Here is a 15,597-nt window from a genome sequence, read left to right as displayed (position 1 = left end):
CCGCTCAGGCGGGACGCCGGTTGCCGTCGGAGTCGCAGGGCAGGTCGGCGGCGTCGTGGCGGGCCAGGAAGTCGCGGGTGGCCTGCCGTTCGACCTCGGTGATCGCGGTGGGCTCGACGTCGATGATGCCGCCGAAGGGCCGGTCGACGTCCCGGATGATGCACAGCGTGGCCGTCAGGAGCGCGGTGATCACGGTGAGCACGATGATCTGGCCCCGGTTCTTCCTGCGGGGCAGACATACGGCGAGTGCCACGACGGTGATGGTGAGGGTGGCGAGCAGGAACCAGAAGATGGCGCTGGGGATGCTGGCGGTGGCCTGGGTGAGGCGCTCCTCGCGCTCGTCGGACCGCTTGTTGTCGGCGGCGACCAGCATGCCGAAGACGGGCTTGCCCTCCAGCGAACGGAAGGAGTGGCGGACGTCGGTCGACCAGGTGCTGGGCGCGGCGGACCCCTTGCCGTCGGCCATGGCGGGCCACTCCTGCTTGCGGACGGCACGCGCGTAGCAGACGGCGTCCGCCTGGATGCGGCGCAGCTCCTCGGCGGGCGCGTACTCGGCGATCTCGGTGAGCTGGTCGAGCGCACGGGCCTCACCACGGGAGGCGACCTCGGCCTTGCCGTAGGAGCCGGATGCGGTGACCAGCACGAAGGCCAGCAGGAGGACGGTAAGCGTCAGCAACGGCCCGACAAGATCCTTGACGGCCATCCCGGTGTCGTCGTCATCCATCAGCCGAGGCCGCAACCACCGATTGGCAGCCAGCCCCGCGAGCAGGGCCAGCACGGCGACGGCGATGACGAGAAACACGGCGACCTCCAGATCAGACGAGAGATCCCCCGCTCCGAGAAACCCCCCATGATCATGAACCGCCCACACGCCCCCAAAACCCACGAAAACACCTAACCGCCCCGCCACGCCTACGAACGAGCGAACAACTTCCCCCGACCAGCAAAAAAGGCCCTCCCGAAGGGAGGGCCGAACAGGGATGACACGAAGCGCCCCCGGCGGGGGCCAGTGCAGATGGGGGATGGCCTGAGCTGCGGCCTTCGCCGGTCGCGACGCGGGAGCTGGCCGTTGTGGGGAGGTTCTTCCCTAGGGCGCGGGGTGGGGGGGTGAACCTGCGTGTAGGAGGTTCGAAATGCCTGGTGCGCTTCCGCAGCGGTAGGGCTCTCATCTGCCGGGGAGCGCATATCTGCGGACGTCTGCCCAGCAACGTCGACACGCAATCGAGTGGACGCCTGGCAGTGAACCCGCAATGGTTCCGGAGAGGATTCCGTGCAGGTCAACGGTGACACCGCTGACCTGCACAATCTCAGCTGTGCTTACCGCGCGCGAAGCTCTTCCATCGCATGCCGACGCAACTGCTCCTTCTGCGAACCGTGCCCGTGCCGGCCCAACAGATGGCAGCAGCGCAGGGCCTAACCCATGTCTAGTCCGTTGACCTCCGACGTCTACGGGATGGCCGGGAGAGTCACTTGAGGGAGGAAAGGAAATCTCCAAGTTCTTCCCTGTTGGCATTGCGCACGTAGGCCACGGAAAGCAATCTTATGACGTCTTGACGGGGGCGTCGGGCGAAACTGACGAAATCTTCGAGCCAGTTGTGAGCCTCGCGCCCCTCGATCGACTCCAAGAAGCCCTTCAGGACGTCGAGGCCTTGAGCTAGCTGGTCCGCCAAGAAAGACGCCTGATCCGCAGCAGATGATTTCATCAAGGCGTCAGGGTCTCCAGGGAGACAGAAGAGCGGCCATCGATTCTTCTGTCGGGCCTTTCGTCCGTTCTTGTCAAGGGCCTTTTTTACGTCCTCGAATTTATCGCCGTCAGCAACGAAGGCGAATGAAGGAACCCCGTCGATCTTATGAATGGGCCTAGGCAGGTGAGACCAGATAGTCTCGAGATCGCCATATCCGTTACACCACAAGAATCGGCATTCCTGCCAAAGCTTCGGGGCCACTGTGCGCGTGATCTCCTGTATCAGGACGTACGCTGCCTCGTCTTCGAGCAGGATCACCCATTCTACGTCTCGGACCTGCCCGTACAACCCCGCTACTCGATCCTTCAACGTGTCTGAAGGGCCGATTACTTGCGTTCCTGCGGATTGAGGGGACAGCATGATAGCTGCGTCTGCATCGAGAGCTGGCTGAATTACCTCTAGAGAGTGGGAGGCTACTACGAGAGGCTTCCCGCCATTGATGCAGGTTTCCAGAAGATGTGCCAAGAAGTCCGTCTTCGAGGGTGCCGGTAGAAATGCTTCTGGCTCGTCCAAAAGGAATGCTTGGCTGTCGCTCTCTTTGCTGTAAGAGAGGATCCACATGAGAAGATGGGCGCTCAGCTCGCCGAGACCCATGCTCCTGAAATCGTATTCCCTTCCCCCGTGTCTGACCACGAAGACAGGAACTACGTCTTCCCCTACGAGCGGTGAAAATGGGCCGCCCACGATTGGAGCCACATACCACCGAACCTCATCATAATTGCGGCGAACCAAATCTTGTACTTCGCCGAGCTTAACTTTACCCGGAGCGAGTGGCTCGAGTTCGTCGAGTAGGTCAGGAATGTCATCCCGTTTACCGAAGTCGTGTAGCAGGTAATTTACCAATTCGTACATTGCGACTACGGGTGCATCTGCCATCGACTTGGACATGCTTTTAAGGAGTCGTGTCTTGCCCGAGCCGTTCAGACCAAAGATCACCGTGAGAGGTTTGGGCAGCTCTACCTGGTTTTGTGTGTCGAAGTCATTTAGGACTACTTGCTTGGGGAAGTCTCGAGAGGTGCTGACATTGGCGAGCCTGTCCCATCGCTGCTCCAGCGGCAAGAGCCTCACAGTTCGGCCCCCCAGTTGGTGCGCTCGATTTCCGCAAGCATTTCTTTCTCTACATCATCCGAGACTTTCAGTCTGTCAGAGACGTTCGCGAATCGTTGTCTGCCGTCAGGCGATGTGTATACGTCATACAGAATGTGGAGCGTGAAATCGCGCAAGAGGACTGAAGAGATGTCGAGTACGCGATAGGAGGACCGGTCGTTGTAAGCCTTAACTACGCCGAGGAGTTCCGGCTGAATCGTTGGCCCGGTAATGGGGAGCTGCACTCCCGAGCCCGAACGTAGTTCCTCAAAACTCTTAATGAAGGCTTGAGGGATAGGTGTTTCTGTGTTTCGAAGTACGTGATCGGTGAAGATTAGCCACGTGAACAGTGTGGCCTTGTTGAACCTCATCACCTTTTGGCCCTGAAGGGCAGCCATCAGGGCGATTCCCGCATCGCGAGCGCGTTGCGTCACGGATGGGCTGAAATCGCTGGACCGATAGAACTTTTCGATATAGGTATTGCTCAGCTGGAGCCTGAGTGTACCTTCCTGAAGAGCGACGCAAACTCTCGCAATTACGTCATCGTATGCTAGTCTCCCATTCGAAAATCCAACTACTTCACGCCTCAACAGTCCTGCTTCGATAAGGCTTGAGACTACGTCCTTGACTTGGTCTCGGGCCGCACCGAATAGGGCGTTACGCTTCTCCGATGGAGTCAAGGCGTATTGTTGGTTGAGGCGAAAGAAGAGTTCTGACGGTTCTGCTGGATCATAATCTGTCAGCGTTACTACGCTAATCTCGAAGCGCTGGAACCTCTTCCTCAGGTTTTCTGGTAGCTGATCGAAAAGGTATCCGTCAAAAGGTTCCAGTTCGGGATTCGGCGGTTCAATCTTGGCGGAAAACCGGAACTCGTTACTCATGAACGCTTGGATGGTGCGTAGCCGTTGCTGTCCGTCCAAAATGGACTCAGCGCCAGCGCCATCACGAACCACATGAATGGCAGGGACGTACCACCCGCGCAAGATGGTGTCCACCAGGCGTTGCCGTCGGGCTGTATCCCAGACTTCGCCGCGCTGGTAGTCGGGCTGCAGATCGAGTTCGCCGCGTGCGATGCGGTTGTAGAGCACTTCGACTTCGAGGTCGGACTTGCGTAGCCTCACTGAGCTCCTTCAAGGCAGCAGCAATGCGTTTGCGGATCGTTGGGCAGTCGCAGGCTACCGCTGCTCGAGGCGCAACCTCTGGGCTTTCGTGGTTCGTGGAGTCGCCCCCTGTTGCTTCGGACGTGCCCCAACGACGCTGGCTCGGCCTGCCACTGTACGAACGACCTGGACGCTACGAGCCACGTCTGCTCGGCTCTGCCCAAGTCGACGGCGAACAGGATGTGAGCTCCCCGCATCCACCCGTGGACCCGCATCGGGCAGAACTACCCCGGCTCCGAGGTGAACACGTGTGATCAGCGGCCCCCAGCGCGGTTGAGGATCACGCGGCGTTGACCCGCCGGTTGCCGTCACCATGATCCGGCCTGATCGGTAACCCAAAGCGTCGTTGACTTGCGGTGCGGAAGTCTCCCTGGGGCCTCCATGGATCGTTGCGGGATGTGGTCCCTGGGGGAGCAGCGGCCGACCGGCGCCCGCCCAGTACTGGGGTCTTTGATCCTTCGGATTGATCCCGCTGAGACGGCTCGTGCCTGGTGGTGCTTGAAGGGGTGTTTTGTACGTGCGCCTCGTGGTCTCACGGGCGCTCAGGATTCACGCTGCAAGGTCAGATCAGGGTGGCGGCAACCGGCGAGCCGGCGCTGCCTGATCCACAAGAGCGGCTTGGAACCGACAATGATCAATGGAGTGGGTCGAAACCGTGCCGCGAGTGGAGCGAGCCTTGACGATCTAGGGGAAGTTTGTCCGCGCAGGTTGGGAGGGGCGGTGTGGCGTCCCGCATCCAATGGACGTGGTGTCGGAGGTCAGGCGTCCAGTGTTCCGAGCGCTGCTGTGATCAGTGCTCTTGCTTCTGGGCCGTGGACAGCCAGTCGTGTCAGTTCTTCGAATGCCCGTGCGTACAGGGCTACTTCGGTGGGCTCGGTGAGGGTTACGGCCGCGGTGAGTGAGTCAGTGTGGACTCGGCCGTCGTCGAAGACCGTGAAGGTCTCCAGGGGCCACATTGTGCGAGTTGCGTTGAGCGGGATCACGCCGAGGGATACAGATGGCAGGGCTATGGCGGAAAGTAGTGAGCCGAGTTGGGCGGCCATCGTGTCGGCGTTGCCGATTCGGTAGCGCAGGACGGCTTCCTCTACCAGGACTGCGAATCGGTGGTTTCCTTCGTGTACGACGCGGGAGCGTTCCATGCGTGCCGCGACGGCCTCGCTGACGTCGTCGGGGGTGCCCCGGAACGCCGCGATGGACGACAGCAGCGCTGTCGCGTAGCCGGGACCTTGCAGGAATCCGGGCATCACGTTGGAGCAGTAGACCCGGAAGAGTTGGGTGCGCTGGTACAGGGCCGCGCCTGATTCCTGCAGCTGGCGAAGTCCACTGCGCTGCAGGCGCCGCCACTCCACGTACATGGCGTCTGCCTGGCGGTTGGCCGCGATCAGGTCGGCCGTCTGGCTCTCGGCCTGGCACGCGCGGCACCAGGCGCCGATGTCGGCGTCCGAGGGAGGGGTCTTGGCGTGCTCGATCCGTGACGACTTGGACTCGCTCCACTGGCACCGGATGGCCAGCTCGCGTGCGGTGATTCCGGCATCCAGGCGCAGCTCGCGCAGGCGCGCGGCGAGCGCCTCTCGCGCTTCTTGTACGCGGGCTGAGGGATGGGTGGGCATGGGCTGGCTGTCCGGTCCTCCCGTGATCAGACGTGGTAGTCGTCGTGCGGGGTGGCACGCTCCCATACCGCCTCGAACGCTGAGACGCACAGCTTCACCGTGGCGGGATCGTCCGTGATCTCATCCTCGACGACGGCCCCGTCACCCGAGAAGTGGTGGATGCGCAGGAGCGCGCTGTCGAAGGCCCAGAAGTCGTTCCCGGGCAGGGCGAGGTCTGACGCCTTTCGCCGCGGTAGCCAGCGGACTTGCTCTCCGGCCGTCGTGTTCGCGCGCGTGACGTAGTGCTCCCACTTGATGTATTCGCTCACCGGCTCCGACACGATCCGGGCGCGCCGGATCGCCACGCCCCGCGCAACCGCATCCGCGATCAACTGGTCGTAGGGGTGCCACCAGGATGCGCGGTCGTCCCAGTTGATCCGGGCGCCCCGCTGCCACGCTTCGAAGCGTTCATTCGTCGCGTAGCTGTCGCGCATCTCCAAGTGCACGGCGCTTGCCTGGCAGTTGGCCAGCAGCTCACCGAAGCCCGGGACGCTCAAGGGCATCGCACGCCTTCCTGATCGAGGGCACCAGGCGGGCCGGGATGCGGATGATCGCCTCGCTCTCGGGGACCGGTCCGTTGGCCGGGCTGGTTGCCTCGCACTCGGCTGCCGTGCGGGCCGCGGGCTTCCAGCCCTGCAGCAGGAGTTCGCCGGCCTCGGGGTCCACCCACACAGTGGGGCAGTGATCGCGATCGGTATCGGGGTCGATGCCGATGAACTGTACGGCCATGTCAGCCTCCCGCACCCGGATACTTGCTCTGACTTGCACCACCGTTCCTGCTGCGCTGGACAATCGTCAAGGCCCCGAACTGAGCCAGTAATTGCTGTGCAAGCTGTTGCAAGTCCGTAGATCGAGCTCTTGGAGTCTCCCTAGCGTTCGTCCCGAGGCCACCGCATCGCGGTGCGCCAGGCGCCGCCAGCAACGCCGGGAGTGCACATGGACAGCAAGGCCGTGCCGGACGTCGGGGCCGTGGCCGTCGACACCGCAACCGGGCGCGTCGGGGTGGTGATGGAGCGGGGCTCCTTGTTCGTGTACCTGCGTCCGCCGGGCGGCGGCACGGAGTGGGAAGCCAAGCACGGCAGCGTGCGGAAGGCCGACCCGCACGAGGAACTCCAGGCGAAGGTAGCCAAGGCCAATGCGGAAAGCAGGCGGCCCCGGTGAGTACCCCGTCCCTCGCGCCCGTCGACTGGCGCACGTTGAACGGTGACCAGCTCAAGGGCTGGGCATGCGCCCTGTGCGGTGCTCGGTTGTACGCGGACCGGCCCATTGGCAAAGTGACCACCCACTTCAGGGGCCGCGAACCGGAAGACGTCGAACTGTGGGCATGCGCGCCTGAGTGCGTTGGCGTCGCTTCGTGATCGATCAGTGGTGCTCAGAGCGGCACGGCATGACGACAAGGCGCGAGGCCTGACGACGTTCCGCATCTGGTCGTGATCGTCCTCCTTGCCGTTCGCTCTTCCTCTTTCCCTGCTGTTCCTTGGGCCTTCTAGGGCGGAAGCCTCGAACTAGCCTGTCTCAGCTGGTGGCAGGGGCCTGGGCCCCTGCCCGAGGTTCCTGTGACTCTTCGACAGCGAGGAGTGTTTATCGCTTGTCGAAGGCTGCGTCCGGCGCGGGCGGGTCGGGTGTGGGCGGCGGAGGGCGATGGTCTCGCCAGGTGCTGGCGTGCGGTTCCTCGGCAGGTTCAGCGATCCGGGGAAGGTCGGGCCAGGCTGTGGTGAGGTCGATGAGCCGGCGGCGTTGGGTGGTGGCCGTGCCGAACCGGTCGAGCGGAAGCCATCGTGCCTCGGCTAGATCGCTTCGGACGGCAACGGCATCCGAAGAACCTTCCTCGTGGGTTGTGGCGATCGGCACGTGGTGTGGGTTGGAGACGGTGGCATGCGCGTCGGCGAGTGCGCGGCGGACTCGAGTTTCGCGGTGAGCGGTGGGCGTCCAGATCAGGACCGGGGTGATGATGCCGGTCTGCTCGGCCAGGCGGGCGTAGCCGGTGAGCTTGGCCGCTACGCGGACGGGCGGGCGTTCGGTGCCTCGGTCGTACTCCAAGAACCACTCGAAGGTCCGTCCCTGTTCGTGCCAGCGGGCGTAGGCGTCGGGGCGCACGGTGTCGCCGAAGAGGCGACGGCAGCGGGGTTCCGACCACCAGTCACCGAGCCGGGCGTGGGTCCCGGGGCGGCGGGCGTGGGCGATCAGGGCTGTGAAGAGGCTGTTGGTGCCCACTATGTGGGTCAGGCCTTGTGAGTTGGCGATACCGAGTGCGCGCTCTCGGTGGTAGCCCAGCTCGGCTGTGGTGAGGTCGGCTTCGTGAGCCACGACGGCAGCCCCGGCCGTGTCGAGGACGTAGTGCATGGGTGCGGAGCCGTAGGTGAGGAAGGGCTGGAAGCGGTCCAGGACACGCCACTTGTAGAGCTGCAGCAGGCGCAGGTTGGCGGCACGGGGTGAGGGCCAGGCCATTTCGGTGATCTGCGCGGACGTGAAGACCTGGTGCTCGTAGAGCATCCCGGCCAGCCACCGGTCGCGGGCAGTGAGCCGGGAGGCCAGGCGGGCGATGAACTCGCCCGTGGCAGCTGCTCGGTCACTGGGGCGTTGGGGGCGGTGACTGCTCAAGGAACGTTGCGGCTTCGGGTTGCTGTTCACGGGGGAAATCGCCTCCAGGCGGGGGCAGTCGAGGAGCTGCGTGCGGCAGATCTGATGGCCTTAGCAGGCCCTCGCCAACCCGGAGACAGCAGCGAGCTAAATGGCTCCTAACGTGCAGGTGGCGGCCCCTGTCCCGGCGCCCGCCTCGGCAGGTGCTGGAGATCGCCAAAGCGGTGGATGCGGGCAGGCTGGCGGAAGCTCCGAAGCTGCGTGAGACGTATCCGGGCTCGAACCTCCACTCGTGCCCGAACCTCCACCCGTGAGCGGTGTGCGGAGCCACGGGAGTATCGCAAAGCGGCAGAAAGGCAAAGATTCGTACGTAAGTTGTCAAATTCGGCCCGGAATTCCGGCCTCTTAGGGCGTCGGAGACCCTGCCGAAGAGGAGCCGGCCATGGCACCCAAACCCAACCCCAAACCCCGCCGACGCCATCACGGAGACATCCCCCGCCCCATCGAGCGGACGGCGGGCCACGCTGTAGCCGCAATCTCCGCCCGGCGGGCGCCGCGCAGGACTAGCGTGAGTGTCTGCCACCACCGAGGGCTCGGCCTTGGCTGAGGTCCCGGACAGGCGTCGCCGCAAGAGCTCGGCGGACGGCCGCTGGCCCCCGCCCCCGCAGCTCCGCATGAGGTTCGAGGTCGAAGTCCTCGACGGCCCCGAGGGAGCTCGCCTTCGTCGCGCGCAGGCATCGGTCATTCAGGAGGTCCTGGAATGGATAGCCGCCCAGAACCCATCCGAGCCTGGATCGAACGCACCAGCAGAGCAGCAGTACCGCCAGGAGAAGAAGGCCGACCGGCACTGATCCGAGTGGCATGGCTGGGCAGGACCTCCACCCGCGATCTGCAGGACCCCACACTCTCCCTGCCACGCCAACTCGCCGCGAGCCGTGCCGTGCTACCCGACAACGCCGCGATCGTCGCGCACTTCTACGACGTGGAATCCGGGCGCGTGGCTGTGGAGGCCCGCGGTCGCGGCAGTGCCCATGAGCGGTTCGCGATCCCCGTCCCGCGCGACGGCGGAGTGCAGGACCTCCTGGAGGAGGCGCAGCGAGCGGATCGACGATTCGATGTCGTCATCTGTGAAGCGATCGATCGGATTGCCCGCACCACCTATTTCAGTACGAAGATCGAGTACCAACTGGAGCAGGCCGGGATTCCGTTGATGGCGGCGGATGAGCCGATCAACCTCGGGGGCGGTCAGCGTCGGGCCAACGCCGCGACCCAGGTTCTTACGCGCCGCGTGAAGCAAGGAGTGGCGGAGTGGTACGTCACGGAGATGCTGGCGAAGTCCTGGGCGGGATTCGAGATCCACACCGAGCACGGTTACAACATCGGCAAGCCTTGCTACGGCTACCGGGCCCGACCCGTGCCGCACCCGGTCCCGGCCAAGCGTGCCAAGGGCATCAAGAAGACGCTCCTCGATGTGCACCCGGTCGAGGGTGAGGCCGTGCGCAGGATGTTCGCCTGGCGGGTAGTGGAACGCCTCAGCTACGCGGCGATCGCCGAACGCCTCAACCAGGATCTGATCGCCAACCCGCCCCCGTCGCCCATTCTCGCCGCCACGTCAGTCGGTCGCTGGACGCAATCCAACGTCCGCGACGTGCTCACCAACCCGAAGCACACCGGCCACATGGTGTGGAACCGGCGGGCCCGCAAGGGTGGCGGACGCAACCGCGCCAACCCGGTCGAGGAGTGGGTGTGGTCGCGGGAGCCCACCCACGCGGCCTTGGTGGACCTGGAGACGTTCGTCCAGGCCCAGCTGGTCGCCGATTACCGGGAACGCTCCCGTAGCGCGCCGGGCAGGAGCACGCACCCGGGAGCGCGGCGGATCTACCCGCTGCGCAGCTTCGTGTTCTGCACGCCGTGCCGCCGCCGCTTCCACGGTAAGTCGAGCAAGGGCATCGGCTACTACGTCTGCGCTCCGAAGAGGGAGTACCGGCCCGACGACCACCCGGCGAGTATTTGGGTGCCCGAAGCGGGCCTGCTGGGTGGCTTGACGGACTTCTTGTCCGAGCGAGTGTTCGGCGCGTACCGGCATGAGCTGCTTCGCGAGAGCCTTGAGCTGCTGGACTCCGACGCGCGGCAGGACCGCCATAACCGTGCGGCGGCCCTGCGCAGGGCCATCGCCGAGACGCAGGCCAAGGGGAAGCGGTTGATCCGCAACCTGGAGCTGGTCGATGCGCCTGATCAGGATTTCGTGCGCAGCATCCGCGACCGCAGCACCGAGCTGCGTGCGGAGGAGATCGAGCTGCAGCGCCGGCTGGTCGCGCTGGAGTCCGAGATCCAGGAGGCGCCGAATCCTGGGCTGCTCAGTGAGCTCCCTGTGACCCCGGTCCGCCTGGCAGGGATGCCGGACGAACTGTCGAGGCGCCTGTTCGAAGTCCTGCGCCTGCAGATCCACTACGACTACAGGACCCAGACGGCGACCGCTCGCGTCACTCTGACCGGCGCCAGCACGGCGGCCATCGCCGGGGCCGTGAGCGCTTTTCCCAGGCGGCCGGGTGAGGGCGTGCGGGAACCGAGCGAGAAGGACGGGCCAAGCGCGGAGACGGCATCTCCTGCGCCAGCCTTCTGTGTGGCGCCCCCGGCAGGACTCGAACCTGCGGCCAAGCGCTTAGAAGGCGCCTGCTCTATCCACTGAGCTACGGGGGCCGGATGGTGGCCGGTGGCCTGGAGCCCGGGTAAAGGGACGAGCCGTGACCTTGCCGGGGACAAGGATAGGGCTCCCGGGTCCTTGTCCCTGGTGCTTCGCCTCCGCGGCACTATGTGGAGGTTCAGTGAAGCGGTCCTGATAATCGCAGGCAGGTGCGAATCTCGCACCGCTTTTGGCGTCTCACGCCCCGGGTGTTGTGCACTCGTTATGCCTGCGCCCCAGTCGCCCCTTCCATCCCATGTGCCCGATCGGCGCGCAGGGGTGCCCATATGCTTCAGAAAGCCACCAAAATTGGGCATTCTTCACATGTGGTGACCTTGGACGTACGGCCTCAACTGCTCGACGCACTCTCCGCCCTGCGCGAGCGTGTCGCCGCCGCACGCTTTCCGCTCCCCCTGGCGGGGGCGCCACGCGCGCGTGCCAACCGGGACGAGCTCCTTGCCCAGCTCGACGACTACTTGGTGCCCCGCCTGCGGGCCCCCGAAGCGCCGCTGCTCGCCGTGATCGGGGGTTCCACCGGGGCGGGCAAGTCGACCCTGGTGAACTCCCTCGTCGGGCGGCAGGTCAGCGAGGCGGGGGTGCTGCGGCCGACGACACGGACACCGGTCCTCGTATGCCATCCGGAGGACCATCACTGGTTCGCCGGCATGCGCGTACTGCCCGACCTCACGCGCGTGTGGGTCCCGCGACCGGAGCCCTCGGCCGGGCGGGACGAGGACGACGACGGCAGCGACGACCTGCTGCCGCTCGCGCCCGACGGCGAGCGCGCGCTGCGCATCGAGACCGCGGAGACCCTGCCCAAGGGGCTCGCGCTCCTGGACGCGCCCGACGTGGACTCGCTCATCTCCGACAACCGGATCCTCGCCGCCGAGCTGATCTCCGCGGCCGACGTCTGGGTCATGGTGACCACCGCGTCCCGGTACGCGGACGCCGTGCCCTGGCATCTGCTGCGTACCGCCAAGGAACACGACGCGACCCTCGTCACCGTCCTCGACCGGGTGCCGCACCAACTGGTGGCCGAGGTGTCGCGGCAGTACGGCGCGCTGCTCCTCAAGGCGGGCCTCGGCGACGTACCGCGCTTCACCGTGCCCGAGCTGCCCGAGTCCACGGGTGGCGGCGGACTGCTCCCCGCCACCGCCGTCGCGCCGCTGCGGGCCTGGCTCACCCACCGGTCCCAGGAGCCCACGGCCCGCGCGGAGGCCATCGCGCGCACGGCACACGGCGTCATCCAGTCCCTCAACGTGCGCGTCCCGGAGCTCGCGGGCGCCGTCGCCTCCCAGTACGCGGCGGCACTGCGGCTCACCTCAGCCGTCGACGAGGCCTACGGACACGAGCACGCGCGCGTGCGGGAGCGTTTGCAGGCGGGCGCCGTCCTCGCGGGCGACGCGCTGAAGCGGTGGCGGAGCTATCCGCTGGACTGCGGAGCGGGTGAGCTCCTCGACGCCGTCGCCGAGAGCCTGGAGGCGCTGCTGCTCTGCGCGGTGACCGCCGCCGACGAGCGGATCGACGAGGCGTGGCGGCGTGAGCCGGCCGCAGCGGCGCCCGGTCTCGGCAACCGTGACCGGTCCGGCCAGAACGGTGAGGGCGCCGAGAGCGCCGAGAGCGCCGAGCACCGCATCGGGATGGCCGTACGACGCTGGCGACGCATCCTGGAGGAGTACGCGGAGGACGAGGTCCGCCAGCTCGACCGGATCGAGAAGAACCTCGTGCCCGACCCCGAGATGGTGGCCGCCCTGCTCGCCACGGCCCTGCTCGGCGGGGCCCGCGGACGCTCGGCGGGAGAGACGCTCGCCGAGCGGATCGGCGCCCAAGGAGCGCTCCGGCTGCGGGACCGGGGCGGACGCCTGCTCACCACCTACCTGGACAACGTCCTGGACGCGGAGCGCGAACGGCGCCTCGCCCCCCTGGACAGCCTCGACGTGAACCCCGAACCCCAGGCCGACCTGATCGCCGCGCTGTCCGTACTGCAGAAGGAGAGGTGACCGCGGTGACTGCCGTCACTGATCACACCGAGCACGAGCGCGACGAGCCCCCCAAGGAGCCGCCGAACGCCGAAGGCGCCGCCAGGGAGGCCCGTGGTGACTCCGAAGTCGTCTGGGACGACGGGCTGATCGCGCGGCGCGGCGGTGCCACGCGAAGCGGGTCCGCCCAGGGGGCGGGGGGCGAGGCCGGCGCGTACGCCCCCGCGGAAACCCCGTCTGCGGCATCCTCCGGCGCGCCGTCCATTGAGCCGTCCACTACGCCATCCGGTGCTCATTCCGGTACGTCGTCTACGCCGTCCGGAATCTCCTCCGGAACGTCATCCGGAACATCGTCCAGTACGTCGTCCGGTGTTTCGACCGCCTACGAAGGGCCCCTGCGGGCCCGGCTCGACGCCCTGCGGGAACTCGTGGGGCTCTCCCGCACCCGGCTGGACAGCGCCACCCTCGCCGAGGCGGGCAGGGTCCTGGACGAGGCCGCCGCCCGGCGCAGGCTCTCCGGCCGGCACACCGTCGTCGCCATCGCGGGCGCCACGGGGAGCGGCAAGTCGACGCTGTTCAACGCCCTTGCCGGCGTGACGATCTCCGACACAGGCGTTCGCAGGCCCACCACGGCGGCCCCCATCGGGTGCAGTTGGACGGACGGCGCGGCGGGGCTCCTGGACCGGCTCGGCATCCCGGGGCGGCTGCGCAGACGCCCGCTCCAGGGCCCGGACCTGAACACCCTGGAGGGGCTCGTCCTGATCGACCTGCCCGACCACGACTCGGCGGTCGGGGAGCACCGCGCGCACGTGGACCGCATCCTCACGCTGGTCGACGCGGTGATCTGGGTCGTCGACCCCGAGAAGTACGCCGACGCGATGCTCCATGAGCGCTACCTGCGGCCCATGGCCGGCCACGCCGAGGTCATGTTCGTCGTGCTCAACCAGGTGGACCGCCTTCCGGGCGACGCCGCCGACCAGGTGCTCGACGATCTGCGACGGCTGCTCGACGAGGACGGCATCGCACTCGGCGAACACGGCGAGCCCGGCGCCACCGTGCTCGCCCTGTCCGCGCTGACCGGCGACGGAGTCGACGAACTCCGGGACTCACTCGGCCAGTTCACCAAGGAACGAGGCGCCGCCGCCCGGCGGATCGCCGCCGACCTGGACGCGACCGCCGACGAGCTGTGGCCCGTGTACGCGGCCGGGGCCGGAACCCACGGAAGCCGGGGTGGCCGCACGTGGATCGGCCTCAGCGAGGAGGCGCGCGAGGAGTTCGCCGACCGGCTCGCGGACGCGGTGGGAGCGGCCGCGGCCGGGCAGGCCGCGGAACGGGCCTGGCGACGCAACGCGGGCAAGGCGTGCGGCACACCGTGGCTGAGGCTGTGGCGTTGGTACGAGGCCCAGCGCTCGCCGCGCGGGATCGGCTGGCCTGTGGCGCAGGCCGCCGCGGACGAGGAGGCCACGGCCCGCCAGCGTGTCGAGCAGGCGGTGCGCACGGTGGCCGACGAGGCCGCCTGGGGGCTGCCGCAGCCCTGGGGTCAGGCGGTGCGGGAGGCCGCGGTGCGCGGCTCGGAGGGGCTGCCCGAGGCCCTCGACGAGCTGACGGTGTCGGCCGGGGTGCCGGAGGGGAAGCCGCCGCGGCCCGGGTGGTGGCCGGTCGCGGTCGTCGCCCAGGCGCTGATGACGCTGCTTCAAGTCGTGGGCGGGCTCTGGCTGGTGGCGCAGATCATCGGGGTCGCCGCGCCGAACCTGGGCGTGCCGGTGCTGCTGATGCTGGCCGGCATCGTGGGCGGCCCCTGCGTGGAGTGGGGGAGCCGGATGGCGGCACGGGGGCCTGCGCGGCGCTACGGCCTGGACGCGGAACGGCGGTTGCGGGAGGCGGCCGCGGGATGCGGGCGGGCGAGGGTCCTCGATCCGGTGGCGGCGGAGCTGTTGCGGTATCTGGAGGTACGGGAGCAGTACGTGCGGGTGACGGGGGCGGCGGTCGGCTGAGTCCATCGGCTGCGTCGGTCGGCTGAGGCCCGCTCCAACGCCTGCCCCCCCTCGTACGGGTGAGGGAGTTTTCCACAACTGCCCGGTAGACCACAGGGCTCAGCGGCGTCGCCGCGACCGGTCCACTCTGAGATCGAAGCCGCGGGACCGACCGCAGCGGAGTGGACGAGGGAGGGGTTCGGCATGAACGAGACCTTGGTGACGGTGGTGGGGAACGTCGCGACGACGCCGGTGTTCCGGGAGCTGCCCTCCGGGCCGGTGGCGCGGTTCCGGCTCGCGGTGACGGCGCGGTACTACGACGCGGCGCGGAACGTCTGGGCGGACGGCCACACCAACTTCTTCACGGTGTGGGCGAGGCGATCGCTCGGCGCGAACGTGCAGGGTTCGCTGACGATCGGCGAACCCGTCATCGTGCAGGGCAAGTTGAGGGTGCGCGACGAGGAGCGGGGCGGTCAGCACTGGACGTCGGCGGACATCGACGCGACGACGGTCGGCCACGATCTGTCGCGCGGGACGGCGGCTTTCCGACGCGTGCTGAAGGCCAATGCGGCACTTGTGGATTCGGCGGCGGCGCGAGAGTGGGAGCCCGGTCATGAGCCCGACCCCGACCCGGCCCCCGCGCCTATGCCTGAACCCGAGCCGGTGGGGTGATGGCCCGTCAGAGGAAGGGCGTCCGATGCGACGACCATGCGACGACCGATGTGACGCCCGATGCGACGAC

The 15,597-nt window shown here is 67.0% G+C and carries 13 protein-coding genes, 1 tRNA gene and 1 pseudogene; 6 read left to right on the top strand and 9 right to left on the bottom strand.

The window, feature by feature from the left end:
- Window positions 1-4: 4 nt before the first annotated feature.
- From ACWFRU_RS04055 to ACWFRU_RS04030, 6 genes are all read right to left on the bottom strand, one after another.
- Window positions 5-802: a bestrophin-like domain gene (locus tag ACWFRU_RS04055; RefSeq protein WP_453684349.1), complete on the bottom strand. Its 798-nt coding sequence runs from the start codon at window positions 800-802 to the stop codon at window positions 5-7.
- Between the two features lie 664 nt (window positions 803-1,466).
- On the bottom strand, window positions 1,467-2,804 hold the full coding sequence (locus ACWFRU_RS04050) for a hypothetical protein (protein WP_453684347.1): 1,338 nt from the start codon (window positions 2,802-2,804) through the stop codon (window positions 1,467-1,469).
- Between the two features lie 5 nt (window positions 2,805-2,809).
- Window positions 2,810-3,952, bottom strand: coding sequence for a DUF262 domain-containing protein (locus tag ACWFRU_RS04045; RefSeq protein WP_453684346.1), 1,143 nt, complete (start codon window positions 3,950-3,952; stop codon window positions 2,810-2,812).
- 797 nt (window positions 3,953-4,749) lie between these two features.
- Complete coding sequence (locus tag ACWFRU_RS04040; RefSeq protein WP_453684344.1) at window positions 4,750-5,601, bottom strand: helix-turn-helix domain-containing protein; 852 nt, start codon at window positions 5,599-5,601, stop codon at window positions 4,750-4,752.
- A 26-nt stretch (window positions 5,602-5,627) separates the two neighbouring features.
- Window positions 5,628-6,143 carry a DUF6879 family protein gene (locus tag ACWFRU_RS04035; protein ID WP_453684342.1) on the bottom strand — a complete coding sequence of 172 codons (516 nt, stop codon included), beginning with the start codon at window positions 6,141-6,143 and terminating at the stop codon, window positions 5,628-5,630.
- On the bottom strand, window positions 6,115-6,369 hold the full coding sequence (locus ACWFRU_RS04030; RefSeq protein ID WP_453684340.1) for a hypothetical protein: 255 nt from the start codon (window positions 6,367-6,369) through the stop codon (window positions 6,115-6,117). The genes ACWFRU_RS04035 and ACWFRU_RS04030 overlap by 29 nt, the downstream gene beginning before the upstream one ends.
- A 207-nt stretch (window positions 6,370-6,576) precedes the next feature.
- On the opposite strand from ACWFRU_RS04030, the gene ACWFRU_RS04025 reads away from it, so the two are divergent.
- On the top strand, window positions 6,577-6,801 hold the full coding sequence (locus ACWFRU_RS04025) for a hypothetical protein (RefSeq protein ID WP_453684338.1): 225 nt from the start codon (window positions 6,577-6,579) through the stop codon (window positions 6,799-6,801).
- Between the two features lie 420 nt (window positions 6,802-7,221).
- Here ACWFRU_RS04025 and ACWFRU_RS04020 read toward each other — a convergent pair whose 3' ends face one another.
- Window positions 7,222-8,271 carry a replication-relaxation family protein gene (locus tag ACWFRU_RS04020; protein WP_453684337.1) on the bottom strand — a complete coding sequence of 350 codons (1,050 nt, stop codon included), beginning with the start codon at window positions 8,269-8,271 and terminating at the stop codon, window positions 7,222-7,224.
- A gap of 521 nt (window positions 8,272-8,792) precedes the next feature.
- On the opposite strand from ACWFRU_RS04020, the gene ACWFRU_RS04015 reads away from it, so the two are divergent.
- Complete coding sequence (locus tag ACWFRU_RS04015; RefSeq protein WP_453684335.1) at window positions 8,793-9,071, top strand: hypothetical protein; 279 nt, start codon at window positions 8,793-8,795, stop codon at window positions 9,069-9,071.
- A gap of 92 nt (window positions 9,072-9,163) precedes the next feature.
- On the opposite strand, the gene ACWFRU_RS04010 is transcribed toward ACWFRU_RS04015, so the two are convergent.
- A complete protein-coding gene (locus ACWFRU_RS04010; protein ID WP_453684333.1) occupies window positions 9,164-9,697 on the bottom strand; it encodes a hypothetical protein in 534 nt (177 codons plus the stop codon).
- Here ACWFRU_RS04010 and ACWFRU_RS04005 point away from each other — a divergent pair.
- A pseudogene (locus tag ACWFRU_RS04005) lies at window positions 9,635-10,018 on the top strand (recombinase family protein); the annotation flags it as partial. The gene ACWFRU_RS04010 and the pseudogene ACWFRU_RS04005 overlap by 63 nt on opposite strands.
- Window positions 10,019-10,844: 826 nt before the next feature.
- Here ACWFRU_RS04005 and ACWFRU_RS04000 read toward each other — a convergent pair.
- Window positions 10,845-10,920: transfer RNA gene (locus tag ACWFRU_RS04000), tRNA-Arg, on the bottom strand.
- Between the two features lie 309 nt (window positions 10,921-11,229).
- Between ACWFRU_RS04000 and ACWFRU_RS03995 the strand changes: the two genes are divergently transcribed.
- The 3 genes from ACWFRU_RS03995 (at window position 11,230) to ACWFRU_RS03985 (ending at window position 15,527) form a co-directional block, all read left to right on the top strand.
- Complete coding sequence (locus ACWFRU_RS03995; RefSeq protein WP_453684331.1) at window positions 11,230-12,903, top strand: dynamin family protein; 1,674 nt, start codon at window positions 11,230-11,232, stop codon at window positions 12,901-12,903.
- Window positions 12,900-14,876: a GTPase gene (locus ACWFRU_RS03990; protein WP_453684329.1), complete on the top strand. Its 1,977-nt coding sequence runs from the start codon at window positions 12,900-12,902 to the stop codon at window positions 14,874-14,876. The genes ACWFRU_RS03995 and ACWFRU_RS03990 overlap by 4 nt, the downstream gene beginning before the upstream one ends.
- Window positions 14,877-15,059: 183 nt before the next feature.
- On the top strand, window positions 15,060-15,527 hold the full coding sequence (locus tag ACWFRU_RS03985; protein WP_453684327.1) for a single-stranded DNA-binding protein: 468 nt from the start codon (window positions 15,060-15,062) through the stop codon (window positions 15,525-15,527).
- Window positions 15,528-15,597: the final 70 nt, after the last annotated feature.

The organism is Streptomyces sp. NPDC055099, assembly GCF_053607685.1.
This window is presented reverse-complemented; position numbering and strand designations above follow the sequence as displayed.